This window comes from Gordonia cholesterolivorans (genome assembly GCF_039531975.1).
In the GTDB taxonomy this organism is placed as follows: Bacteria; Actinomycetota; Actinomycetes; order Mycobacteriales; family Mycobacteriaceae; genus Gordonia; species Gordonia sihwensis.
Genome location: NZ_BAAARB010000003.1, coordinates 19,728 through 44,453 on the forward strand (window position 1 = coordinate 19,728; position 24,726 = coordinate 44,453).

The following is a 24,726-nucleotide window of genomic DNA, read 5'->3' on the forward strand; positions in this document are numbered from 1 at the left end:
ACGGAGTAAGAACTCCATCGCGACAATCCGCTTCGAGAATCTGGTGAGGAAATGACCACGAACACCGAACCCCGCGACACCTCGTCCGTCGGCGCGCAGCCGCACAAGCGCACTCCGATCGGTGCGGCCATGCGCCTGCTCACGACCATCACGGGCTCCGACATCGCCGAGAAGTACCACCTGCGCGAGCCGATCAACCGGGTGGCCTTCCACGCCACCAAGACCGGATTCAAGACCCTCGGAGCGGCCAACCGCGCGTTCACCCAGGTCGCGAGCAGCGGAAAGCCGGAGCGTCCGGTCACCTCGTCGAAGGGCTTCTTCAACCTCAACCCCGACGAAGAGCAGGAGATGATCGCGGAGACCGTCCGCGACTTCTCCACCGAGATCCTGCGGCCGGCGGCATACGACGCCGACAACGCCGCCACCACTCCCGAGGACATCCTGAAGCGCTCGGCGGAACTCGGCATCACGATGATCAACGTTCCGGAGGCCTTCGACGGAGCCGCCACCGAACGCGGTGTGGTCACCAACGCGCTCGTCGCCGAGGCCATGGCGTACGGCGACATGGGACTGGCCCTGCCCCTTCTGGCGCCGAGCGGCGTCGCGACCACCCTGACCAACTTCGGCAGCGACGGCCAGCAGCGCACCTACCTTCCCGACTTCGCGGGCGAGAACGTACCGTCGTCCGCGGTCGTCATCGCCGAGCCGCGCCCGCTGTTCGACGCCTTCGACCTGCAGACCAAGGCCAAGCGCGTGCCGAGCGGGTTCCGCCTCTCCGGCGTGAAGTCGTTCGTCCCCGCGGCAGGCAGCGCGGAACTGTTCATCGTCGGCGCGCAGCTCGACGGCCGTCCGGCCCTGTTCATCGTCGAGTCCGACAGCCAGGGTCTGGTGATCGAAGCCGATCCGGGCATGGGCCTGCGCGCAGCCGGAATGGGGCGGCTGCTGCTCGACGACGTGGCCGTTCCCGCCACGGCTCTCCTCGGCGAGGTCGAGGGAGACGACGCGGCGGCCGCGTACCGCGACGTGGTGCGCCTGTCGCGCCTGGGCTGGTCGGCACTGGCCGCCGGCACCGCGAAGGCGATGCTCGACTACGTGATCCCCTACGTCAACGAGCGCGAGGCCTTCGGCGAGCCGATCTCGAACCGCCAGGCGGTGGCGTTCATGGTCGCGAACATGGCGACCGAACTCGACGGCCTGCGACTGGTGACCCTCCGCGGCGCCTCGCGTGCGGAGCAGGGTCTGTCGTTCGCCCGCGAGGCGGCGCTGGCGCGCAAGCTCACCATCGATAAGGGCCTTCAGATCGGCCTCGACGGCGTGCAGCTGCTCGGCGGCCACGGCTTCACCAAGGAGCACCCGGTGGAGCGGTGGTACCGCGACCTGCGCGGCGCGGGCATCGGCGAGGGCATCGTCGTTCTCTGACGGCGAGACGAGTTTCAGGAGTCGACATCATGGCAATCAATCTCGAACTGCCCAAGAAGCTGCAGCCCACGGTGGAGCAGGCGCGCGATGCGGCGCTGGAGATCTTCCGGCCCATCTCGCGCAAGTACGACCTCGCCGAGCACGAGTACCCGGTGGAGCTGGACACTCTGGCGAACCTCTACAACGGTCTCGCCGCCGCCGGCCAGGCCGGTGCGGGCGCCGCGGGTGGTCGCGGCGACGCCAACAAGCAGCGACCGGAGGGCTACAACGCCAACGGCGGCAACATGCAGTCGGTCCTCAACGCCATGTGGGCGTCGTACGGCGACGTGGGGCTCATGCTCTCGATCCCGTATCAGGGACTGGGCAACGCGGCCATCGCCGCTGTCGCCACCGACGAACAGATCGAGAGCTTCGGCGGCGAGGTCTGGGCGTCGATGGCCATCACCGAGCCGAGCTTCGGTTCCGACTCGGCCGCGGTGACCACCACCGCGACGCGCGACGGCGACGAGTACGTCATCAACGGCGAGAAGATCTTCGTGACCGCGGGTTCGCGCGCCACCCACATCGTGGTGTGGGCCTCGGTGGACCGCAGCCTGGGGCGCGCGGCCATCAAGAGCTTCGTCGTCCCTCGGGACAACCCGGGCGTCACCATCGTCCGGCTCGAACACAAGCTCGGCATCCGCGCGTCCGACACCGCCGTGATCCGCTTCGAGGACTGCCGGATTCCCGCCACCAACCTGCTCGGTTCGCCGGAGGTGGACGTCAAGAAGGGCTTCGGCGGGGTCATGCAGACCTTCGACAACACGCGGCCGATGGTCGCCGCGATGGCTGTCGGCGTCGCGCGCGCCGCACTCGAGGAACTCCGCAAGCTCCTCGAGGAGGCCGGCCTCGAAATCGACTACGACCGTCCGGCCGCCGACCAGCCGGCCGCGGTGGCGGAGTTCATCCGCATGGAGTCCGACTACGAGGCCGCATACCTGCTCGCGATCCGCGCCGCGTGGATGGCCGACAACAAGATGCCGAACTCGCTGGAGGCGTCGATGTCGAAGGCCAAGGCGGGCCGCACCGGCACCGACGTCACCAACAAGGCCGTCGAACTCGCGTCCACCTACGGCTACTCCGAGCGCACCCTGCTCGAGAAGTGGGCGCGCGACTCGAAGATCCTCGACATCTTCGAGGGAACGCAGCAGATTCAGCAGCTGATCATCGCCCGGCGCATTCTCGGGAAGAGCAGTGCCGAACTGAAGTGATCAGGCCGAGCCCGTAGGCTCTGGATTCCCGTCGCACGATCAGGGGCGGGGGATTCACGCCGCGGCGTCCTCATCGAGGGCTCCGAGCGAATCCCCCGCCCCTGACCCGTCCCCAGGCCGCCCCCGCGACCCCGCCGGCCCCTCGACTAGGCACCGCCCCGCCGGCTCGTCGAGTAAGCACCACCCTGCAGGTCCGTCGAGTAAGCACCACCCTGCAGGACCGTCGAGTAAGCACCACCCTGCAGGTCCGTCGAGTAAGCGGAGGAACGAAGTGACGATGCGCATCGAGACCGCCTACCCACACACGTCCACCCACCACTCCACCCTGCAGGACCGTCGAGTAAGCGGAGGAACGAAGTGACGACGCGCATCGAGACCGCCCACCGACCTCTCACCCGCCCCGGTGACCTCCCACTTCCCGACGATCCATTGTGATCTGGGCAACCCCCGTGTACTCTCAGCGAAACTTTTGAAATAAGAACGTTTCACACGGGGGTCGAATTGAGAACACGCACATTCCTCGCCGCTGCGCTGAGCGCCGTGGCCGTCGTCGCGACAGCGGCGGGGACACCGGTCGCGCCCGCCCACGCCGACCCGGCCGTGACGCAGGCGCCGCTCGTTCCACTGCCACAAGAGCTCGACCCCGCCTTCTACCGACCTCCGGCCCGGGAAGTCGCCGCCGCCGCTCCGGGTGAGATCTTGCGTGCCCGGCGGATCACCCCCGCGAACTTCGGAGTCGCTCCCATCAACGTGGACGCGTGGCAGCTCACCTTCCGGTCCACCGACACCCGCGGCCGGGCGATCCCCGCGGTCACCACGATCCTCAAGCCGCGCGGCACCACGACCGGCCCGCGCAAGGTCGTCTCCATGCAGATCGCCGAGGATTCGACCGCCGGCTACTGCGCGACGTCGTACGCCGTCCAGCACCTCAACGCCGGCCCCCTTCTGGGTCAGGTGGTCGCTCCCGCCGAACTGCTCATCGCCCAGGGCTTTCTGAACCAGGGGTACGCGGTGGTGCTTCCTGACCACGAAGGCCCCAACCACGCTTACGGCGCCGGTCCACTCGGTGCCCGCATCACCCTCGACAGTCTCCGTGCCGCCAAGCGATTCGCGCCGTCGTCGATCACCGATGCCTCACCCATCGGCCTGTACGGCTATTCCGGCGGCGCCATCGTCACCGGGCACACCGCTGAACTCAAGAAGACGTACGCCCCCGAACTGAACATCGTGGGCGCCGCAGAAGGGGGAGTCCCCGCGGATCTCGAGGTGGTCCTCAAAGCCGCGCAGAGCAACGTGACCAGCGGCCTCGTGCTCGGCGCGGTGGTCGGACTCACCCGCGAGTACGACTACTTCCGCACCTTCATGAACTCTCACCTCGACCCGCTCGGCCGGGCGGTGCTGGCACTCAAGGGTCCCCTCTGCGTGCAGTATCAGGCGGCGACCTTCCCGTTCCTGAACAACATCGGGTTCATCCGCGCACCGGGCGGCGCGCTGCGGGCACCCGCCGTGCGTCGGGTCTTCGACGACACCCGGATGGGCAAGAGCCTGCCCGACATGCCCATGTACATGTGGAACTCCGCCCTCGACGAGATCATCCCCGTGGGCCAGGTGGATCGGCTCGTCGGTCAGTACTGCCGCCGCCCGGGTGCTCAGGTGACCTACACCCGCGACCACCTGTCGGAACATCTCATCGCCGAGGTCTCCGGTGCGCCGCTGGCACTGTTGTGGCTGAAGGATCGGCTCGACGGCAAGCCGGCCGCACAGGGTTGCCGGACCAGTGACGACCTCACCATGACGTCGCGGCCGCGATGGTGGCCGACGTTCTCGGCAGCGGTGGGCGCCGGGCTGGCGGCGCTGTTCGGCAAACCTCTGGGCGCGGAGCGCTAGCGGCATCCGGTCCGGGCTCGACCGCTAGCCTGGACCGGTGACCGAACCCAGGCTCTATCGCGGCCAGTCGATGCACGACCGTCGCCGAGATCGGCGTCGACGCTTCTGTGATTCGGCGATCGCGCTGTTCGGCACCGACGGCTACGCGGCGACGTCCGTGTCAGCGGTCTGTCGGCACGCCGCTCTGTCATCCCGACAGTTCTACGAGGAGTTCGGCGACCGCGAGCATCTGCTCCGCACGGTCTACGACGAGACCGAGGACGCGGCGAGCACGGCCGTCATCGAAGCCGTCGAACGGTCACTCGAGACCGCCGCGGAGATCGAGGCGGTGTTCGACGCAGGGATCCGGGCATTCGTCGAATTCTTCGGCGCGGACCCTCGGCTCACCCGAATCTGCTTCGTCGAGGCAGTGGGTGTGAGCGCGGAGTTCGAGGAACACCGCGCCGAGCGCCGGACCCGGTGGGGTGCCTCGCTCGACGCGATCAGCGCGGCGGGCGCCGAGCGCGGATTGCTCACCGCGAGGCCCGACCCGCTGCTGTGGACCGGCTTCATCGGCGCGGTGAACGCCGTGATCGTCGAGCAGGTGCGATCAGCCGACCTGACCACCGAGGACACCCTCCGGGTGATGCGCACGCTGCTCCGACCCGGTGTTCTGGGCTGAGCGGGCTCGCGTCGAAACCTCTCCGCGCCGCACAGTGCCTCCTACGCTGATGAGATGACCACTGCCGCCAGAGCCGGGCGCCTGCTCCTCGCTCTGGCATCCATCGCCGTCGGCGTCCTGCTGGTGCTCCGCCCGTTCGCGAGCGTGCCGTGGACCGCCGCCGCACTGGCGATCGGCTTGATCGTGGCCGGACTCGTCGACCTCATCGAACCCCAGACTCGCCGGGAACCGCTCCGGCTCGCCGTCGCAGTCCTGCTGCCGCTGGTCGGTGCCGTGCTGCTGATCTGGCGGAGTCTGTCGATCTTCGGTATCGCGGTGGCCGCGGCGATCGCACTCGCGGTGTGGGGCGTGGGCCGATGGGTGCGCGCCGCGCGCCGCGGCCCCGCGTGGTTCGCCGACGTGCTGTTCGGCGCAGCCGGTATCGCCACCGCTGTGCTCGCCGTGTCGTGGCCGGGTGTGAGCATCTTCATCGTCGTCGAGGCCGTCGGGCTGGCGCTGGTGTGGCGCGGTGCGGCCGAGCTGCTCGTCGGCATCCGCGGCCGGACCGCCGCGGCCGAACCCGGCCGGGAGCGGACCGCGAGAATCGCGCTGCGGACGGCCGCGGCAGCGGTCGCGACGATCGTCGCCGTGCCGCTGGTGATCGCGACATTCGTCGTCCGCGGCACCGCTGAGGAACCCGGCCCGTTCTATCGAGCCGAGCTTCCCGCCGGCGTGCGGCCGGGGACCCTGTTGAAGTCGGAGCCGACCGCCGCGGGCATCCCGCCGGGCGCTCACGCATGGCGCATCCTCTACTCCACCCTGCGCGGCGACCGGCCCGCACTGGCGAGCGGTCTCGTCGTCGTTCCGGACGGTCCCGGTCCGCACTCGCTGATCGCGTGGGCCCACGGGACGTCCGGCGTCGCCGAGAACTGCGCCCCGTCGATGACCTCGACACCGCTGGCACACCTGCCGGGCCTGAACGAAGTGGTCGGGCGGGGCTGGGCGCTGGTGGCCGCCGACTACATCGGGATGGGTACTCCGGGACCGTCGCCGTATGTGATCGGCCGGGGTGAGGCGCGCTCGGTACTGGACTCGATCCGGGCCGCCCGCGCGCTGCCCGGGGCGTCATTGACTCGGTCGACGGTGGTGTGGGGCCATTCCCAGGGCGGACACGCTGCACTGTGGACCGAACTGCTGGCTCCGTCGTACGCACCCGACGCCGGCGTGATCGCCACCGCGGCGCTCGCACCGGCATCGAATCTGCGGGCTCTCGCCTCCGGGCTGGAGACGATGGCGGGCGGCGCGTTGCTGGCGTCCTATGTGATGGACGCGTACACCCGCACCTACCCGGACGTCCGCTACGCCGACTACATCAAGACGCAGGCCCGCCTCCCGATGCGCGGAATGGCGGCGCGCTGTCTGTGGTCGCCCACGATGCCCGTCTCGCTCGCCGAGGCGCTCATTCTCGGCCACGACTTCTACACGCGCACCCCGACGTCCGGTCCGCTGGGCGCACGACTCGCCGAGAACACGCCGAGCGCGCGGCTGCCGCGGCCCACGCTCATCGCCCAGGGACTGTCGGACGAGGTGATCGCGCCGGCGTCGCAGAACGAGTACGTCACCGACCAATGCGCCGCGGGCAGCGATCTCGAATACCGCACCTACCCGGGGCTCGGGCACATGACGCTCATCGACGACGACTCGCCCGCCGTCGGGTCGCTCATCGCCTGGACGCAGGACCGTTTCGCGGGTGCGGCCCCGACACCGAACTGCCCGGCACCGCATCCGGCGTGATCAGTGCCCGAGTTGATCCACCAGGGCCTCGAGCACTGAGAGGTCCTCGATGGTCGAGGGCACCGCGTACTCCTCACCGTCCACGATCTGCCGCATGGTCTTACGCAGGATCTTGCCCGACCGGGTCTTCGGCAGAGCCTGGACGACCGTGACGTCGCGGAAGGTGGCGACGGCGCCGATCTCGTCGCGGACCATCTGCACCAGTTCGGCGCGGAGACGGTCCTCGTCGATGTCGGCACCGGCCTTGAGCACCACGTATCCGCTCGGCCGCTGTCCCTTGAGGTCGTCGTGAATGCCGACCACCGCGCACTCCGCGACGGCCGGATGCGCGGCGACCACCGCTTCGATGCTCCCGGTGGAGAGCCGGTGCCCGGCGACATTGATGACGTCATCCGATCGTCCCAGCACGTAGACGTACCCGTTCTCATCGATGTAGCCGGAGTCGCCGGTCAGGTAGTAGCCGGGGAACGCCTTGAGGTATGAGGAACGGAACCGCTCCTCGTCGCCCCACAGCCCCGCGAGCGTGCCGGGCGGCATCGGCAGCTTCACGACGATGTTGCCCTCGGCGTTGGGTCCGAGACGGCGGCCATCGGCGTCGACGACCTGCACGTCGTACCCGGGGACCGGGACCGTGGCAGTCCCGGGCTTGAGCGGCATGGGTTCGAGTCCACGCAGATTGGCCACTATCGCCCAGCCGGTCTCGGTCTGCCACCAGTGGTCCACCACCGGGACGCCGAGCTTCTCCGAGGCCCATTCGAACGTGTCGGGATCGAGTCGCTCGCCCGCCGCGAAGAGGGTCTTGAACCGCGACATGTCGTACTGGGCCAGTTCAGCGGCCTCGGGATCGGCCTTGCGGATCGCGCGGATCGCCGTCGGAGCGGTGAACAGCGCCGACGCTCCGTGTTCGGAGATGACGCGCCAGAACGCCCCCGCGTCGGGTGTCCCGACCGGCTTGCCCTCGTACATCACCGTCGTCGCTCCGAGCAGCAACGGACCGTAGACGATGTACGAGTGGCCCACCACCCAGCCGACGTCGGAGGCCGTCCACCACACGTCGTCGGGCGACACCCCGTACACGTTGCGCATCGACCAGTGCAGCGCCACCGCGTGACCGCCGTTGTCGCGCACCACGCCCTTGGGCTTCCCCGTGGTTCCCGACGTGTACAGGATGTAGAGCGGGTCGGTCGCGGCCACCTCGACGGCGTCGGCCGGGCGCGCGGTCGCCATCTGCTGGTCCCAGTCGAGCCACCCGTAGTCCCCCGCCGATCCGGCCACCTGCGGTCGGTCCTTCACGATCACCGTCTCCGGCGCCGACACCGCGATCGCCAGCGCATCCCGCACCATCGGCAGATACTCGACGGTCCGGCCCGGCTCCAGTCCACCCGACGCGGTGACGATCGCGACCGGCTCGGCGTCGTCGATGCGCGTGGCCAACTCCGGTGCGGCGAACCCGCCGAACACCACCGAGTGCACGGCTCCGATCCGCGCGCAGGCGAGCATCGCGATCGCGGCCTCCGGGATCATCGGCATGTAGACGATGACGCGATCGCCCTTGGCCACGCCCTGCGCGGCGAGCACTCCCGCGAAGCGGGACACCTCGGCGAGCAGTTCGGCATAGGTGTACGTCCGCTTCTCGCCCACCATTGCGGAGTCCCAGACGAGCGCGTCACGATCGCCGCGGCCCGCCGAGACATGACGGTCGAGCGCGTTCGCCGAGGTATTGAGCGTGGCATCGGGGAACCATCGGTAGATCGGCGGCTGGGAATCGTCGAGAGCCTTGGTCGGCGGACTGATCCAGTCGATGCCCGCCGCCGCGTCGAGCCAGAATCCGTCGGGATCGTCGATGCTGCGGGCGAAGACTTCTGCGTAGGTGGCCATTGGACAACGGTAGCAATCCGGTGACCGGAGTCACTTCTGCAGCGTGGACTCGGTCACACTTGGTCTCGGATTTATCACGGAAAGATAACAGCGGAATCCTCGCTCCCACCTGGGATCTTGCTGAGAATTACACGCTTGCAAGAGCAAGCGGATTGTGTCTCCGACCACAGCTTCGCGGTGTGACCTCACGTTTTTCACGACGTAGCGTCTCTTCCGTCCACGAACGCAGCCCGTTTTCGAGGGCTGCGCCCAAGGAGGAATGCCTGATGAGCCTTACCAAGCTCGCAACCCGCGCCGCGATCGCCGGCGCCCTGACCATCGCCCCGCTGACCCTGGCCGCCGGCGTCGCCTCGGCCGACACCGGCCACAACTGGGACGCGGTCGCTCAGTGCGAGAGCGGCGGCGACTGGTCGATCAACACCGGCAACGGCTACTACGGCGGTCTGCAGTTCTCGCAGTCCACCTGGGAGGCCAACGGCGGCACCGGCAGCGCGAACAACGCGTCCCGCGAGGAGCAGATCCGCGTCGCGGAGAACGTGCTCGCCACCCAGGGCCCCGGCGCCTGGCCGGTCTGCGGCGCGTACCTCTAAGTACGCCCGCACCCCTCAACCGGGGAACCGCGCTCTCCGACGAGGCCGGTCGCTGTCGCAGCGACCGGCCTCGCGGTGTCGCCCGACCCACGCGGCCGGCACGGCCTAGGCTCGGGTGAAGGCGATCAGAGGAGGCCACCGGATGTCGACGCTCTCGTTCACCAGCCTCGGAGCGGCGGGAACCGTCACCGGTTCCAAGCATCTCCTCGAGCGCGACGGGAGGATGATCCTCGTCGACTGCGGGCTCTTCCAGGGCATCAAGAACCTGCGCGAGACCAACTGGCGCTCGCTGCCGGTGGATCCGCAGGCACTCGATGCGGTGATCGTCACCCACGCTCATCTCGACCACACCGGATACCTGCCGCGCCTGATCCGCGACGGCTTCCGCGGTCCGATCTATTCGACCCCCGCCACGCGCGACGTGGCCGACATCATCCTCCGCGACTCCGCCCATCTGCAGGAACGCGACGCGATGCTGGCCAACAAGCACCGGGCCACGCGGCACTCCCCGGCACGGCCGCTCTACGACGTCACCGACGTCGAACAGACCATAGCCCAGTTCCACACGCGCGCCACGGACAAGTCGTTCTCCCCCACCCGCGAGGTCCGAGCGCTGTTCCGCGGCGCCGGCCACATCCTCGGCGCCGCCACCGTCGAGGTGGAGTGGGGCGGCGTCACCGTCGCGTTCAGCGGCGACCTCGGCCGGTACGACGACCCCCTGATGTTCAATCCCGAGCCGGTACCCCGGGCCGACTACCTCGTGTGCGAGTCCACCTACGGCGATCGCGTGCGAGACCACGCGGACCCGGCCGCCGAACTACTGCGCATCATCACCGAGACAGTCGACCGCGGCGGCACCGTCGTGATCCCCGCGTTCGCGGTCGGTCGGACGCAGACGATCCTCTATCACCTCTGGACTCTGCAGCGGGACGGGCTGCTGCCCCGGGTGCCGGTCTACGTCGACAGCCCGATGGCGATCAACGCAGGCGAACTGATGCGCTCGCATCCGGCGGCGCATCGGCTCGACGCGGCACACGTCGACGAGATGTTCGCGATCGCCGAGTACGTCCGCGACCCCGAACGTTCCAAACAGATCTCCGCCGACCACGGCCCGAAGGTCATTCTCTCCGCGAGCGGGATGGCGACCGGCGGCCGCGTCCTGCACCATCTGGCCGCATTCGTCGGCGGCTCACAGAACACGGTGGTCCTGGTCGGCTATCAGGCGGTCGGCACCCGCGGGCGGTCGCTGGCCGACGGGGCACGCTTCCTCAAGCTGTACGGCGAGTGGCTGCCGGTGCACGCTCGGGTGGAGAACCTGCACATGCTCTCGGCGCACGCCGACTCCGACGAGCTCATCCGATGGATGCGTGGCTTCGACGAGGCGCCGCGCCGGACGTTCCTGGTTCACGGCGAACCCAACGCCACGGAGTCGATGCGGCATCGGATCGACCACGATCTCGGCTGGCGGACCACCGTCGGACACCAGAACCAGACGTTCGATCTGATCTGACGCGCCGCCGATCGCACCGGAACGCCACTCGGGACACTCAGCCCCAGGTGCCGGCCTGCTCGACGATGAAGCCCGCGAGAATCACCGCGCTGCCGCCCACCTCGCCGATGATCAGCGCGACCATCGACGCGGTCAGCGACGGCGACGCCGGGTGGAACTGGTTGGTGGTGTCGCGTCGCAGTCCGTGCAGGCAGTAGGACGCGATCGCACCGACGAAGAAGACGAGGACGACGATCAGCGCGACCATGTTGACCGCCGTCGACCACGCGCTGAACTGCGCGAACGCAGCCAGCAAGGCGGTGGCGAAGGAGTACATGAGTGCGGCGCGGTGAGCGATGTCGACGTACACGTGTGCCTGTCCGGTCTCGCTCCGCATGATGGCGGCGTACTTCCACACGCCGAGCAACAGCGCCCACAGAAAGATGACACCCGCGGCGATCAGCGCCACCTGAGCGGTGAGAGCCAGATTCATCGCACAAGTCTCGCAGATCGCCCGGGCCCGGCCGCGCCCCGTCTCCCGGCGCCGAGCCCCCGCGTCGTTGCTATGGTGCACGCATGGCCCCTGACCGCACATCGCTCCGCCGGTCGCGGCTGGTGCCGATCGTCGCGGTGCTGGCGGGCATCGCCGCGATCGCCTTCGTGGTGATCCGTTCCTCGCACGGGGTCGACGGCTCCGCCGACCGGGCAGGCAGTGCCGCATCGACGCCGGTCCGCTCGGAATGGGAGGACCGTGATCCGACCGATCCGATGACCTTCGGTCCGGTCGACGCACCCGTCGGTCTCGTGGTCTTCACCGACTACCAGTGCCCGTACTGCGCGAAGTGGTCGCACGACACGCTCCCGGCACTCCTGCCCTATGCCGACGCCGGCGATCTGCGCATCGAACTCCGGGACATGAACATCTTCGGCGATGAGTCCGAACGCGCCGCCCGCGCCGCCTACTCCGCGGCGCTCCAGGGGCATCTGCGCGAGTTCCATGCCGCTCTGTTCGCCGACGGCCGGCCGCGCCCGAAGAGCGCGCTCTCCGACGACGCACTGCTCGCCCTCGCCGGCGAGTTGAGGCTCGACACCGGCCGCTTCCGCACCGACTACGAGTCGCGCACCGTCTTGTCGGCGGTACGGAACAAGGCGAGTGACGGCTTCACCGCGGGCACTTATTCCACGCCCGCCTTCATCCTCGGCGGCCAGCCGATCCTCGGGGCGCAGCCGACGAAGGTCTTCACCGACAAGCTGCGGAGCGAACTCGACGCCGCCGGACGCTGAGGTGACCGTGCAGCCATGAATGTGGGACTCGCAGCCGCCTTCGTCGGCGGCGCGCTCAGTCTGCTGAGCCCGTGCAGTGCTCTGCTCCTGCCCGTCTTCTTCGCATCGACCGCCGGTTCCGGGCCGCGGCTGGTGATCCATTCGCTGGTCTTCTACCTCGGCCTCGTCGCGACGTTGGTACCCGTCGGGATCGGCGTCGGTGCGCTGGGTCGGTTGTTCGCCGAGCATCGTTCGGCGGTGGTCGCCCTCACCTCCGCGGTACTCGTGGCGTTCGGCCTGCTGGCGATGTTCGGCCGGGGGTTCGACATCGCCGGCCGGGTGCCCGGAATCGAGGGATTGCGGGGCGCCGCGCAACGCCGGACGGGCCTGGTCCGCTGCCTGCTTCTCGGAGCGGCCTCCGGTGCCGCTGGATTCTGCACCGGCCCGATCCTCGGCGCCGTCCTCACGCTGGCCGCGGCTCAGGGGGCGATCGCGGGCGCCGGCGTCCTGTTGGCGGTCTACGGAGCCGGCATCGTCGCGCCGATGTTCACGATCGCTCTCGTGTGGCAGCGGTTCGGCGAACGCGGCCGCGCGCTGCTGCGCGGTCGCGAGTTCACCTTCCTCGGCCGGTCGTGGCACAGCACTTCGGTGCTCACCGGCCTGCTGCTCATCGCGGCGGGCTGCGCGTACTGGATCACCGACGGCTTCGTCGGGCTGGCCGATCCCGAGGCCGGCTCCGGCGTCGCCGACCGGCTCCAGACCGCCGCCGAGGCACTCGCCCGCCCGGACGTCGACATCGCGCTCATCATCGCCGTCGTGACGTCGGTCGTGGTGTGGTGGTGGCGGGGGCAGCGGCAACCCGACTGAACCGCATGCACGTCGCGGCCGCGGTCAGACGTTGCCGCGGGCGATCACCGTCACCGCCGAATCCAATTGGTCGAACAGGTCGTCATAGGTGATGACGCCCATCCCCGCCTCCAGCAGAGCACCGGAGAAGGTGAACATGAGTGTTCGCAAGACCGCCGGGTCCACATCCTCGCCCAGGGCGCGCGTGAACAGTCCGTACCAGTGGGTGCCGATCTCGACGCGGATCCGCGCCACGTCCGGATCGACGGCGAGCAGACTCTTGGTGGCCGCCTCGGCGACCGTGGGCGACGCTCCGACCACGTCGGCGATGTACCGGACGGTCTGGTGCAGGCGGTCGGCGGCCTCGCCCGACAGCTCCGGCTCCGGGGCCTGCGCCACCTGCCGCCAGAACAGGGACGCGAACAGGTGGTCCTTCGACGAGAAGTAGGTGTACGCGGTCGCCGGCGAGACATTCGCTCCGGCGGCGATGAGCCGAAGCGTCAGATCCTCGTAGGCCGACTCCTCGAGCAGCGACAGGCCCGCGTCGAGAAGCCTTCCCACCGTCTCCAGTTGTCGCGCGTTGAGACCGCGGCGAGGAAGGGTGGAACCGAGACTGTGCATGCGTCCAGCCTAATGCCGCGTGAAATGCGAGGAGACCCGCACCTTCACGGTGCGGGTCTCCTCGGTTCGGTAGCGGGGGCAGGATTTGAACCTACGACCTCTGGGTTATGAGCCCAGCGAGCTACCGAGCTGCTCCACCCCGCGTCGGTAAGATTCGACTTCCAGGACGATGATGTTGAATCCTGGCCGTCGAACTCGTACTCGTCCACTGTACCCGATCCCCGAGACCGCCTCGACCACCCGCCCCCGCGGCGGAGTCGAGTCGCGTCGAGGGGTTGAAGGGGGCTGAAGGGTTGAAGCCCGACTACCGTGGCCGCACCCGGGATGCAAGAAGACCCGCACCGTGACGGTGCGGGTCTTCCTTCTAGTAGCGGGGGCAGGATTTGAACCTACGACCTCTGGGTTATGAGCCCAGCGAGCTACCGAGCTGCTCCACCCCGCGTTGCATCGACTACGTTACACACGCCGCGACAGCGAAGGCAAATCGATGAAATCCCAAGGTGATCGACGCCACCGGCAGGGCTCGGCTCAGCGCGGATGCACGCCCATCAGCGCCGCCAGCTGGGTGGCGAGCGGATTGAGATTGAGCTTGTCGGGGTCCTTCTTGGCGTTGCCGTCCCACGGCTGCGCGATGTTCGGATTCGCCAGCGGTGCCCGCGCGGCGCCACGCACGGAGGTCGGATTTCCGGCGGGCACGGTGCACCCGACCTCGGTGTTGAACGGGAAGTCGTCGTAGTTGATGTCGAAGTCGGGCTTCTCACGCTTGATCCGCGCGATCATCGCCTGCGTCGACTCGTAGCCGCGAGTACAGCTCGGCGGATTGCCGGTCTCCAGGACGATGCCGAAACGGATCGATCCGTCGGGCGACGAGGTGGCGTGACTGCTGGCCGACAGGCTCGACAGCATCGCGAAGGTCATGCCGGTGACGTAGGACGCCGGCGCGATCTCGTGGACCGTGCCGCCGAGCTGCCCGATCAGCTTGGTGGTGTCGGCCCCGTTCTCGTCGAGGAACTCCGACAGCGCAGAGGCCGCACGGGGCCCGTCGGTCAGAATGCGCCGCACAGCCGGATCGGACGAGGCGAGCTGCGCCGACACCTTGTCGAGTCCGCGCGACCATTCGAGGATCTCGTCGGACTGCTCGTCCTGAGTCTTGAGCACGACGTTCGAGTTCTTGATGAGGCCGATCGTGTCGTCGAGACTCTTGAGTCCATCCTTCGACAGGGTGTCCAGCGAATCGACCAGTCGCGACAGATCCTCCCCCTTGCCGTTGAACGCCCTGCCGAGTTCGCGAACGACGGATTGGAGCGAATCGACCGGAATCGTCTTGGTGAGGTCGATGGCCGACGAGACGACGTCCTGCACCGCCGGAGGCAGTTCGACCTCAGAGATCTCCGAGCCGTCGCGCAGATACGGACCGGCGCCCGACGGCGGCTGGAGGTCGAGGAACTGCTCCCCGATCGCGGACCGGTTGGCGACCGCCGCCACCGACGACGCCGGAATCGACGACCGGCCGGAATCGAGGGTCAGCTCCACATCGACACCACCGGGGACGATGCGCATATCGCTGACGCGACCGGCGGGGACCCCGCGATACGTCACCTCGGCTTCGGGGAAGATGCCACCGCTGTCTGGCATGTGCACCACCACGCGATAGCCGCTGAGTCCGAGCGCCTGGTCCATTCGCGCGAACCGGATGCCCGCGAAGATCGACGCACCGACACCCAGCAGAATCACGACGACCAGCTGCAGTTTCACCAGACGGCTCAGGGGTGGCATTCGCGACCTTCCTACACGACTGACGGAATCCCGACGATCCGACCTGCCGAGCGTAAGTCGGTTGCACCTGCAACGACGACTCCTGGACACCGTATGTGACAAACGAGCTAGCCAGATTCTTCATGTGATATTTGTCACCTCGTGAGCTATGGTGAGGGTAGATAGAGGGTGCTCTACCAGGGCATTCATCATCAGACGAGCTAGGAGGATCAGTCATGGCGAATCACTCGATCAGAAGGAGCGGCCACGGCAACCACTGGATGGGCCTGGTGGCCTTCGTCCTGTTGATGGTCGGCGGCGCCTTCTCAGCACTGTGGGTCATCACCTTGGCCGACCTCCCCGACAACAAGCCCACCAACATCACCTACGGAGTGCTCGCACTCGGCTGCCTGATCTTCTCCGCGATGATCTTCACCTTCCTCGTCAGGCGGCTGCATCACTCGCCGGTGATGCCCGACAACACACCCGACGAGATCGCCCGCTATCTGGCCAAAGTGCGTCCCTGATCCTGGACGCGGGGCCCTGCCGAGCAGAATGCCGGCCGATCGGATTCCCGATCGGCCGGCATTCCTGCGAATATGCGCGGCTCAGTTGCCGAGGGCCTCGTACTGATTGACGGCCTTGTTGAGCCGGTCGAGGGCGTCGCCGTAGGCCTTGAAGTCGCCGCTCGACTGCGCCTTGCGCATCTCCTCGAGCGCCTCGCCGAGCTCCTTCACCACCGCGTCGCGCGCGGCGTCGTCGCCGCCGCTACTCGACGGCTGCTGGGTGTTCGGCGCGGGCTTCTGCGGCGCAGGCGTGCTCGACCCTCCCTCGATCTCCGGCTCCGTCGCCGCACTCGGATCGATGCCGACCTGGCGGAGTGCCTCGGCCACGGTCGGCGCATAGCCGGCGTTCGCCTTCTCCTTGCCCGCCGCCGCGTTGTAGTACGTGAGTACGCGGTAGAGCTTCGGGATCGCCGAGTCCCCGGTCTTGGCCTGGTTGTACATCGGCTGCACGTAGAGGATTCCGTTGTCGCCGACAGGCAGTGCGAGCAGATTTCCGTAGGTCACCAGGCTGGAGTTCTCCACGAGCTGACGGTCACGGGTGCTCGACGGGCTGTTCTTCATCGCCTCGGTCGCCTGCTGCGGACCCACCGACTGGGTCGTGGTCGGCAACGTCTTGACCGTGATCTTGCCGTATCCGTCCGGGTCGGATGCCGCCGTCATGTACGCCGCGAGGTTCGGCCGCGCGAGCGCGGTCATCACCGATGTCAGCTGGAACTGCGAGAGCGCCTCGTTGCCCGGCGCCGACGCGGTGAAGTAGTACGGCGGCTGCGGAGCGGTGCTCTTGTCGACGGTCGGGTCCGCGGGAACGGTCCAGAAGTTGCTCGACTTGAAGAACGTGGTGCCGTCGTTGACGTGGTACTTCGTGAGCAGCTCGCGCTGCAGCTTGAAGATGTCCTCCGGGTAACGCAGGTGGGCGCGCAGGTCGGGCCGCTTGTCGAGTTCCGACTTGGGCTTGACCGTGCCGGGGAACGCCTTCATCCATGTCTTGAGCACCGGATCGGTGTCATCGGACTGGTACAGCTCGACCTTGCCGGTGTAGGCGTCGACGGTTGCCTTCACCGAGTTGCGCACATACGAGACCTCGCGGTCGGGCTGAGCGCGCCCGGTCGGCCCGGCGTCGGACTGACGGGAGTCGGCCGTCGCCGCCTGCAAGGCCATGCGCTGCGCGTAGGGATAGTTGTCGAGGGTCGTGTAGCCGTCGACGATCCACTTGATCGAGCCGTCGGCCATGACCGCAGGGTAGGTCTTGGAGTCGGTGGTCAGCCACGGCGCCACCTTCTTGACCCGGTCGCGCGGATCGCGGTCGTACAGGATCCGCGACTGGTCGCCGACCGCGCTGGACAGGATGAAGTTGCGCTCGCCGTACTTGAGCGCGTACAGCAGACGCGTACCCCAGTTGCTGAGGGGAACGCCGGAATCGGCGCGGTAGCGGTAGTTCTCGTTGTCCCCGTCGTACTCGCGGCCCTCGTCCGAGCCGCCCGTACCCACGATGGCGTAGTCGGGGTTCACCTTCGCGATCATCTCGCCGAAGTAGATGCGCGGCTCACGAACTTTGATCGGTGCGGTCGCCTTGTACTCGGGTGTATTCACCGTGTTGACGTCGGAGACCAGGAACACCGGGAGTCCGCCGGAGTCGGAATTGGTGTCGCCGTTGGGTGCCTCGTCGACCTTGTTGGCCTGCGCGGCGATGAACCCGTTGCCGTGAGTGAACACGGTGTGCTTGTTGAGCCAGTTGTTCTGGTTGCCGCTCAGGCGCGACGGATCGAGTTCGCGCGCGGCGACGATGAAGTCGCGCTGCTGGGTCTCGCCGTCCTGGGTGACCGGGTAGCGGTCCACCGCCAACTGCGAGGGGAAGCCGTAGACGTTCTTGAGCGCCTGCCGCTGCGAGAACGCGGTCGACATCACCGCCGGGTCGAGGATGCGGATGTTCGAGAGCGTCGCCGCGTCGGAGTTGACGGTGGCCGGATTCGCCGGACTGCGCGCCCAGTCGTTGTCGTAGACGACGTCCTTGCCGTTGCGGATCCGGTAGGCCTCGGTGGTCGCCGCGATGTTGCGTTCGATGTACTCGGCTTCCTTCGTGTCGGCGCTGGGCTTGACGGCGAACTGTTCCATCGCCGCCGGCCACGCGACGCCGATCACCAGCGCCGAGAGCAGCATCAGCACCGCGGCCAGCGCCGGGATGCGCAGGTCGCGCAGGGCGATCGCGGCGAAGAATGCGATGGCGCAGACGATCGCGATCGCCATCAGGATCAGCTTCGACGGCAGCACGTAGTTGATGTCGGTGTAGGTGGCGCCGGTGAAGATGTCGCCGCGCCGGTCACTGCTGAGCAGGTCGTATCGGTCGAACCAGTAACCGATGGCCTTCGCGATCATGAACAGTCCGGCGATCACGGCCAACTGGATGCGTGCCGCCCGCGTCAACGATCCGCGACGTCCGCCGCCGCCGAGCCGCAGTCCGCCGAAGACGTAGTGCGTGATCAGGTTCCCGATGAACGCGATGACGAGCGAGATGAAGATGATGTCGAGCATCATCCGGAAGAACGGCAGCGAGAACGAGTAGAACCCGATGTCGAGGCCGAACTGAGGATCCTTGATCCCGAAGGGTTCGCGATTGATGAACATCTGAACCGTGGCCCAGGAGCCCTGGGCGATGAGACCCGCCACGATGCCGATGAACACCGACGGCACCAGAACCGACAGCTTGGGCCGCATGCCCACCGCCGTCCGGTAGCGCGCCAGCGGGTCGGTGGGGCTCGCCAGCATCACGAAGTCCGGACGTGCACGGTAGGCCGCGAAGATGCCGCCGAAGACGATCGCCGAGACCACGACCGCGACCACCAGGAAGGTCACCAGACGCGTCGTGAGCATGGTGGACATCACCTCGGAGTACCCGAGGTCGGAGTACCAGAGCCAGTCGGTGATCAGTGAGACCACTCGCGGACCCACCAACAGCAGGATCAGCAGTCCGACACCGATCCCGATCAGGATCTTCGCCCTCCGGGACAACGTCGGCCGTCCGCCCGATCCGGTCATGCTCACCACTTGTATAAGCTCCCTGATTCGTCTCTGCTCGCGCGCGTGCGACAGCAATGCCGACCAGCTTACCGATTCGCCCGAGTCGGCTCCGTTCTCCGCCGCAACCGTCCAGGCTGCACAATGGGCGCGTGACGTCTTCCGATGATTCCGCAGGCGCCGGCTTCTCCCAAGCCGATCTCGGCAATGCCCTCGCCCAGTGCCTCGCCTACGCCTCCGACTTGCCCTGGGGCTCGGCGCCGACACTGTTCGCCCTGGTACCGACCGCGGTGCTCGCGTCCCAGGCGCCGGGCCTCGTCGATCCCGGCGACGACTCCGCTCTGAGCCCGGTGGTGCAGGAGACCAGCACCGCCGACCTCGAAGAGCTGCTGACCACCGTCGCGTGGCCGGAGCAAGTGGTGGGCTCGGCGGTCGTCACCGAGATCACCCTGCTGCCGCCCGACGCCGAGGCCGATCTCGACGCGGCGCTGGAACCGCTGCTGGCCGATCCCGACGCCGCCGACGAGGCGGCGCGGCGAGCCGCTCACAGCCATCCCGAGCGGAAGACGGCACGGCTCGCGGCGGGGGTGCTCCGCACCGGGCAGCGGGTGGCGCTGCTCGCGCTCCGAGAGGGCGAGCAGCAGTCGGGGGATCTGCAGACTCACCCGGACATCGCACCGAATCTGCTCGACGCTCTCGCCGAGACTCTGCACGGCTGACCGATTCAGCAGTGCCGATTCAGCAGTGCGGGCGGGCCTTGTCGGTGCCGAGGGTGTCGAGCGCGTTCACCGCGTCGGTCAGCGTGTCGACCTTGACCAGTTCGATGCCGTCGGGCGCATCGGACTTCGCGGCATCGCAGTTGCCGGCCGGAACCAGGAACACCGTCGCTCCGGCGTCTCGGGCCGCCTTGATCTTGTGCGGGATGCCGCCGATGGTGCCGACCTTGCCGTTCGGGTCGATGGTGCCGGTGCCCGCGACGAACTGACCGTGTGAGAGGTCGCCGGGCGTCAGGTGGTCGATCACCGAGAGGGTCAGCATCAGACCTGCCGACGGTCCGCCGATGTCGCCGACGTTGAACACGATGTTGATATTCGGGTCCGCTGCCATCATCTGCGGCGTCACCCCGAGGAAGGCCTTGGCGGGATCGTCCGGGCGGGCCCCGAGCTTGACTTGTTGGGTCAGTCGCTGCGGTCCGCGCTGGACCGTCAGTTCCACCTCGTCGCCGGGCTTGTGCCGGGCGAGGACGTCGGCGAGTGCCTTGGGCCCGTCGATCGCGACGCCGTCGAGGGTGAGGATGCGGTCGCGCGGAGCGAGCTTGCCATCGGCCGGCCCCTTGCTCGCGACGGCGCCGACGCCGATCGCGACCGGCTTGTGCAGGTAGTTCAGCGAGGCCATCGTCGCGTTGGTCTCCGAGCCGCTCATCTGCTCGGTGTTCTGCTGCTGCACCTGTTCCACCGTTTGGTCGGGCGGGTAGTACAGCTCACGCGGCTGCAGTTCGTACGTACCCGAGGCCCACATTCCGAGCGCCTGGAACAGCGAGAGTCCGTCGCGGAGCGAGACCGTGGTGAGGTTGAGATTGCCCTTCGGGTCCGGGTCCACCGCTCCGGTCACTTCGACGACGGGCTTGCCCTCCACGTCGCCGAGCGTGTTGACCGTCGGGCCGGGCCCGAGCGCCACATACGGCACCCGAAGCGTCATGCCTGCGATGACGAACGCCAGGAGGACTACCACGCCGACGGTGATCGTGGCGATACGGCGATGGGCGGGCTTGATGGTCACCCGGCCCAGGGTAATGCAGCCCGATTCGCGGAGCCCGCAGGTGACCGGGCGAGCGCAGCGCCGGGAGATGTGCCGGGCGAGCGAAGCGACGGGAGATGACACAGGCGAGCGAAGCGACGGGAGATCACACAGGCGAGCGCAGCGACGGGAGATGTGCCGAGCTTCGGCCCGGTACCGTTGAAGGTATGAATGATCTGCCCTTCGGGTTCTCGTCGTCGAACGACCGGGACAAGAACGACCCGGACAAGAACAACGGTGGCCAGAGCGGCGGCGGCACGCCGGGCGGCGACCCGTCGAACCCCTTCGGATTCCCGCTGGGCGAAGGCGGCGCGGTCGATCCCTCGCAGCTGGGTCAGTTGTTCAGTCAACTCGGGAACATGTTCAGCGGCATGGGCGCGGGCATGGCCGGCGGCGGCTCCGGTCCCGTCAACTACGACGTGGCCGCGAACCTGGCGCGCAGGCAGATCGGCTCGTTCACTCCGATGCTCGAGAAGGAGCACCAGGCGGTGGCGGACGCGGTCCGGCTGGCGGAGGTCTGGCTCGATGAGCAGACCGCGATGCCCGCGGGGATCCGTTCGACGGCGGCGTGGACGCCCGTGGACTGGCTGGAGAACACGCTGCCGACGTGGCGGACGCTGTGCGATCCGATCGCCGAGCAGATGTCGAAGACGATGGACGCCGGTCTGCCCGAGGAGGCGAAGGCTTTCGCCGGCCCGATGATGGCGATGATCGGCCAGCTCAGCGGCACGATGTACGGGACCCAGCTGGGTCAGGGACTGGGGCAGTTGGCCGGGGGCGTATTGACCTCCACCGACATCGGCCTGCCCTTGGCGCCGGACGGTCTCGGGGTGCTGCTTCCCGAGGCGATCGCGCGATTCGCCGAGGGACTCGATCTGCCCGCGCAGGAGATCGTCGTCTTCCTCGCGGCGCGGGAAGCCGCGCACGTGCGATTGTTCGCGCACGTTCCGTGGCTCAAGCAGCGATTGCTGGCGACCGTGGAGGAGTACGCCCGCGGCATCCGCATCGACCTCGGCGGACTGCAGAATCTGGCGACGGAGATCGACCCGCAGGAGTTGTTCTCCAATCCGGGCAAGCTCGAGGAGTTGATGGGTTCGGCCGCCTCATTCGAACCGGAGACGACCCCGGCGCAGCAGGCGGCGCTCAGCCGTCTGGAGACGCTGCTCGCACTCGTCGAGGGCTGGGTGGAGCTGGTGGTGTCGAATGCGCTCGGAGACCGGATTCCGAGCACGGCCGCGCTCAGTGAGACGATGCGCAGGCGCCGCGCGTCCGGCGGTCCCGCCGAGCAGACCTTCGCGACGTTGATCGGTCTGGATCTGCGTCCGCGCAAACTGCGTGAGGCGGCCGCCCTGTGGCGGGCGCTCACCGAGGCGTCGGACATCGCGACGCGCGACGGTGTGTGGGGCCATCCGGACCTGCTTCCCGACGCCGACGACCTCGACAATCCGGCGGGTTTCATCGACCGAATCGTCGGAGGCGACGTCTCCGGTATCGACGACGCCATCGCCGAGTTGGAGCGCCAGTTCACTGCCGAGAGCGGCGACGGTGACGCCGAGCCAGGCGACGACGGCCGAGCTTCCGGCGGCGACGGCGAGGGTTCCGACCAGCGCTGATTCCAGAGCTCGTCGAACCTGTGGAATTCGGGTTCGCCGAGAACCGGCTGCGCTGCCAGCGTGGTCGTCATGCCCGCACGCGACGCGCTCCCGGTTCTCACGTCCGGCACACCGGTCCTCATCCGCCCCGACGGCCGGCTGCACATCGGCTCCGACCCGCTGACCGCGCTCACGGTGGAACTCGGTCGCGGAGTGTCGACGGCTGCGGTCGCGGCGCTTCTGCAACGCCTCCGGACGCCGCAGCGCTACCGCCATCTGCGCCGTGATCTGCGGTCGTCTGGTCTCTCGGCGTCGAGGTTCTGGGAGATGCTCGACCGGCTGGTCGCCGCGGGCAAGGCGGTGGAGTCCGAAACTGTTGCATCCGCACGCCTCGCCATCGGCATCGTCGGTCACGGCGAAATCGCCAGGCTGCTGCTGTCCGGGTTGCCGCTCGACGGACACCGGACCGAGGTCTGCGATCCGCGCGGTCCGCTCGGCGGTCCCGGGCCCCGGCCGCAGCTGGTGGTTCTCGCCGACCAGCCGGTTCCCGACCCGGCCGTGTACGAGCCGCTGATGTCTGCGCGGATCCCCCACCTCGCGGTGCACATCCACGACGACGTGGGGGTCGTCGGGCCGCTGGTGCTGCCGGGAGCCACCAGCTGCCTGCGGTGCCTCGAGCTGCACCGCACCGACGTCGATCCCGGATGGCCGGTGCTCGCCGCCACCCTGCAGGGGGTCGCCGGCGCCGGCGGGACCGCGACCCGTCTGGCGACGGTGGCGATGGCGCACGCGCAGATCGGCGAGATCGGCGCGGCACTGCGAGCCGCGGATCCGGCGCCGCCGGCGGTGGCCGGAAAGCGGCTCGAGTTCCGGCCGCTGCCGTGCGGGATGACGCTCGCCCCGGCACCGGTGCATCCGCGCTGCGAATGCTTCGTGCGATGCGGCGGTGCACCGGGCGAAACGGTTTCCACTATCCTCGATCACGCGGCGAAAGGACACCATTGAGCGAGATCACACGCGGCCAGGGTCGTCGCAACGCGAAACTGGCCGCACTCCCCCTGGGCATGGCCGGGCGCGCTGCCGCCGGGTTCGGCAAGCGGATCGCGGGCAAGAGCCGAGAAGAAGTCAACGCCGAGTTGATGAACAAGACCGCCGAGCAATTGTTCGCGGTCCTGGGGGAACTCAAGGGCGGGGCCATGAAGGTGGGACAGGCGCTCTCGATCATGGAGGCCGCGATCCCCGACGAATTCGGTGAGCCCTTCCGGGAAGCGCTGACCAAGCTGCAGGCGGAAGCGCCGCCGCTTCCCGCCAAATCCGTGCACAAGGTGCTCGATCAGCAGCTCGGCACCCGCTGGCCCGAACGATTCCGCGAGTTCAGCGACGAGCCCGCCGCCTCCGCCAGCATCGGCCAGGTTCACAAGGCCGTGTGGTCCGATGGCCGCGAGGTCGCGGTGAAGGTCCAGTATCCGGGCGCCGACCATGCCCTGAAGGCCGATCTGAAGACCCTGAGCCGCATGTCGGGACTGATTCAGAAGCTCTCGCCCGGCACTGACGTCAAGGCGATGGTGGACGAGCTCATCGACCGGACCGAGGACGAACTCGACTACATCACCGAAGCCGACAACCAGCGGGCGTTCGCCCGCGCCTTCGACGGCGATCCGGATTTCCTGGTTCCGAAGGTGGTGGCGAGTGCGCCGAAGGTCGTGGTCTCGGAGTGGATCGACGGCACCCGGCTGTCGAAGCTGATCGTCGAGGGCACGCAGGAGCAGCGCAACGACGCCGCCACCAAGATGACGACCTTTGAGATCAGCTCGCCTGCGCGTGTGGGAATGCTGCACGGTGATCCGCACCCCGGAAACTTCTACGTTCTCGACGACGGGCGTTTCGGGATCCTCGATTTCGGTGCCGTCGGGCACTACCCGGACGGGCTGCCTGCGAACACGGGCCCGATTCTGGCCCTCGCGCGTGACAGGCGGTACGACGAACTGCGCGAGGAAATGGTGGCCGCCAACTTCATTCAGGCTTCGCACGCCGACCGCGTGAGCCCGGAGGACCTCGCCAACTACCTGCAGCCGTACGTGGATCCGCTGTACAGCGACACCTTCCATTTCACGCGCAAGTGGCTGCAGCGCGCGGCGGGGATGGCCACCGACATCAACGGCGACGTCTACAAGACGTCGCGGAATCTGAATGTTCCACGCGAGTACGTGATGGTCTTCCGTGTCCTCATCGGATGTGTCGGGATCGCCGCTCAACTCGACGCGGAGGCACCGTATCGCGCGATTCTGAACGAATGGGTGCCCGGCCTCGCGAGCTGAGCGGCAACG

Annotated in this window: 20 protein-coding genes and 2 tRNA genes; 14 read left to right on the forward strand and 8 right to left on the reverse strand. The window is 68.1% G+C overall.

Annotated elements, in window-relative coordinates; all coding sequences use genetic code 11:
- The first annotated feature begins 51 nt into the window (after positions 1-51).
- The 5 genes from ABFX36_RS03460 (at position 52) to ABFX36_RS03480 (ending at position 6,990) form a co-directional block, all read left to right on the forward strand.
- Positions 52-1,419: an acyl-CoA dehydrogenase family protein gene (locus tag ABFX36_RS03460; protein WP_045538594.1), complete on the forward strand. Its 1,368-nt coding sequence runs from the start codon at positions 52-54 to the stop codon at positions 1,417-1,419.
- A gap of 29 nt (positions 1,420-1,448) precedes the next feature.
- Positions 1,449-2,669 carry an acyl-CoA dehydrogenase family protein gene (locus tag ABFX36_RS03465; RefSeq protein WP_006898279.1) on the forward strand — a complete coding sequence of 407 codons (1,221 nt, stop codon included), beginning with the start codon at positions 1,449-1,451 and terminating at the stop codon, positions 2,667-2,669.
- Between the two features lie 501 nt (positions 2,670-3,170).
- Positions 3,171-4,556, forward strand: coding sequence for a lipase family protein (locus ABFX36_RS03470; RefSeq protein WP_346074919.1), 1,386 nt, complete (start codon positions 3,171-3,173; stop codon positions 4,554-4,556).
- Positions 4,557-4,593: 37 nt separating this feature from the next.
- On the forward strand, positions 4,594-5,217 hold the full coding sequence (locus ABFX36_RS03475) for a TetR/AcrR family transcriptional regulator (protein WP_062367805.1): 624 nt from the start codon (positions 4,594-4,596) through the stop codon (positions 5,215-5,217).
- A 54-nt stretch (positions 5,218-5,271) separates the two neighbouring features.
- Positions 5,272-6,990 (forward strand): lipase family protein, encoded by a 1,719-nt coding sequence (locus ABFX36_RS03480; protein WP_346074922.1) that lies wholly within the window; start codon positions 5,272-5,274, stop codon positions 6,988-6,990.
- On the opposite strand, the gene ABFX36_RS03485 is transcribed toward ABFX36_RS03480, so the two are convergent.
- Complete coding sequence (locus tag ABFX36_RS03485; protein ID WP_222111170.1) at positions 6,991-8,868, reverse strand: propionyl-CoA synthetase; 1,878 nt, start codon at positions 8,866-8,868, stop codon at positions 6,991-6,993.
- Positions 8,869-9,134: 266 nt separating this feature from the next.
- Here ABFX36_RS03485 and ABFX36_RS03490 point away from each other — a divergent pair, with 266 nt between their 5' ends.
- Both ABFX36_RS03490 and ABFX36_RS03495 read left to right on the forward strand, forming a co-directional pair.
- Entirely contained in the window at positions 9,135-9,458 is a 324-nt protein-coding gene (locus tag ABFX36_RS03490; protein WP_006895487.1) for a transglycosylase family protein, read from the forward strand.
- A 142-nt stretch (positions 9,459-9,600) separates the two neighbouring features.
- Positions 9,601-10,968, forward strand: a complete 1,368-nt coding sequence (locus ABFX36_RS03495; protein WP_045538993.1) for an MBL fold metallo-hydrolase RNA specificity domain-containing protein — start codon at positions 9,601-9,603, stop codon at positions 10,966-10,968.
- A 37-nt stretch (positions 10,969-11,005) separates the two neighbouring features.
- Here ABFX36_RS03495 and ABFX36_RS03500 read toward each other — a convergent pair whose 3' ends face one another.
- Positions 11,006-11,440, reverse strand: coding sequence for a hypothetical protein (locus ABFX36_RS03500; protein ID WP_346074927.1), 435 nt, complete (start codon positions 11,438-11,440; stop codon positions 11,006-11,008).
- Between the two features lie 83 nt (positions 11,441-11,523).
- Here ABFX36_RS03500 and ABFX36_RS03505 point away from each other — a divergent pair, with 83 nt between their 5' ends.
- The gene (locus ABFX36_RS03505) at positions 11,524-12,231 is read left to right on the forward strand and encodes a DsbA family protein (RefSeq protein WP_045538995.1); all 708 of its coding nucleotides are present in this window, start codon (positions 11,524-11,526) and stop codon (positions 12,229-12,231) included.
- Between the two features lie 15 nt (positions 12,232-12,246).
- On the forward strand, positions 12,247-13,077 hold the full coding sequence (locus ABFX36_RS03510; RefSeq protein ID WP_346074930.1) for a cytochrome c biogenesis CcdA family protein: 831 nt from the start codon (positions 12,247-12,249) through the stop codon (positions 13,075-13,077).
- Between the two features lie 24 nt (positions 13,078-13,101).
- Here the strand turns inward: ABFX36_RS03510 and ABFX36_RS03515 are convergent, their stop codons facing one another.
- The 4 genes from ABFX36_RS03515 to ABFX36_RS03530 form a co-directional block, all read right to left on the reverse strand.
- The gene (locus tag ABFX36_RS03515) at positions 13,102-13,677 is read right to left on the reverse strand and encodes a TetR/AcrR family transcriptional regulator (RefSeq protein ID WP_006895496.1); all 576 of its coding nucleotides are present in this window, start codon (positions 13,675-13,677) and stop codon (positions 13,102-13,104) included.
- A 70-nt stretch (positions 13,678-13,747) separates the two neighbouring features.
- Positions 13,748-13,821, reverse strand: a tRNA-Met gene (locus ABFX36_RS03520).
- A 224-nt stretch (positions 13,822-14,045) separates the two neighbouring features.
- Positions 14,046-14,119 (reverse strand) — tRNA-Met (locus ABFX36_RS03525).
- 86 nt (positions 14,120-14,205) lie between these two features.
- Positions 14,206-15,453, reverse strand: a complete 1,248-nt coding sequence (locus tag ABFX36_RS03530; protein WP_062368004.1) for an MCE family protein — start codon at positions 15,451-15,453, stop codon at positions 14,206-14,208.
- Between the two features lie 215 nt (positions 15,454-15,668).
- Between ABFX36_RS03530 and ABFX36_RS03535 the strand changes: the two genes are divergently transcribed.
- Positions 15,669-15,959, forward strand: coding sequence for a hypothetical protein (locus ABFX36_RS03535; protein WP_006895498.1), 291 nt, complete (start codon positions 15,669-15,671; stop codon positions 15,957-15,959).
- Between the two features lie 81 nt (positions 15,960-16,040).
- Here the strand turns inward: ABFX36_RS03535 and ABFX36_RS03540 are convergent, their stop codons facing one another.
- Positions 16,041-19,031, reverse strand: a complete 2,991-nt coding sequence (locus ABFX36_RS03540; RefSeq protein WP_156479471.1) for a UPF0182 family protein — start codon at positions 19,029-19,031, stop codon at positions 16,041-16,043.
- Between the two features lie 131 nt (positions 19,032-19,162).
- On the opposite strand from ABFX36_RS03540, the gene ABFX36_RS03545 reads away from it, so the two are divergent.
- On the forward strand, positions 19,163-19,729 hold the full coding sequence (locus ABFX36_RS03545; RefSeq protein ID WP_006895500.1) for a PPA1309 family protein: 567 nt from the start codon (positions 19,163-19,165) through the stop codon (positions 19,727-19,729).
- Positions 19,730-19,748: 19 nt separating this feature from the next.
- On the opposite strand, the gene ABFX36_RS03550 is transcribed toward ABFX36_RS03545, so the two are convergent.
- Entirely contained in the window at positions 19,749-20,789 is a 1,041-nt protein-coding gene (locus tag ABFX36_RS03550) for a YlbL family protein (protein ID WP_346074936.1), read from the reverse strand.
- Between the two features lie 185 nt (positions 20,790-20,974).
- Here ABFX36_RS03550 and ABFX36_RS03555 point away from each other — a divergent pair, with 185 nt between their 5' ends.
- From ABFX36_RS03555 to ABFX36_RS03565, 3 genes are all read left to right on the forward strand, one after another.
- Positions 20,975-22,420 carry a zinc-dependent metalloprotease gene (locus tag ABFX36_RS03555; RefSeq protein WP_045539002.1) on the forward strand — a complete coding sequence of 482 codons (1,446 nt, stop codon included), beginning with the start codon at positions 20,975-20,977 and terminating at the stop codon, positions 22,418-22,420.
- A 69-nt stretch (positions 22,421-22,489) separates the two neighbouring features.
- Positions 22,490-23,404, forward strand: a complete 915-nt coding sequence (locus tag ABFX36_RS03560) for a hypothetical protein (RefSeq protein ID WP_006895503.1) — start codon at positions 22,490-22,492, stop codon at positions 23,402-23,404.
- Entirely contained in the window at positions 23,401-24,717 is a 1,317-nt protein-coding gene (locus ABFX36_RS03565; protein WP_006895504.1) for an ABC1 kinase family protein, read from the forward strand. The genes ABFX36_RS03560 and ABFX36_RS03565 overlap by 4 nt, the downstream gene beginning before the upstream one ends.
- The last annotated feature ends 9 nt before the right edge of the window (positions 24,718-24,726 follow it).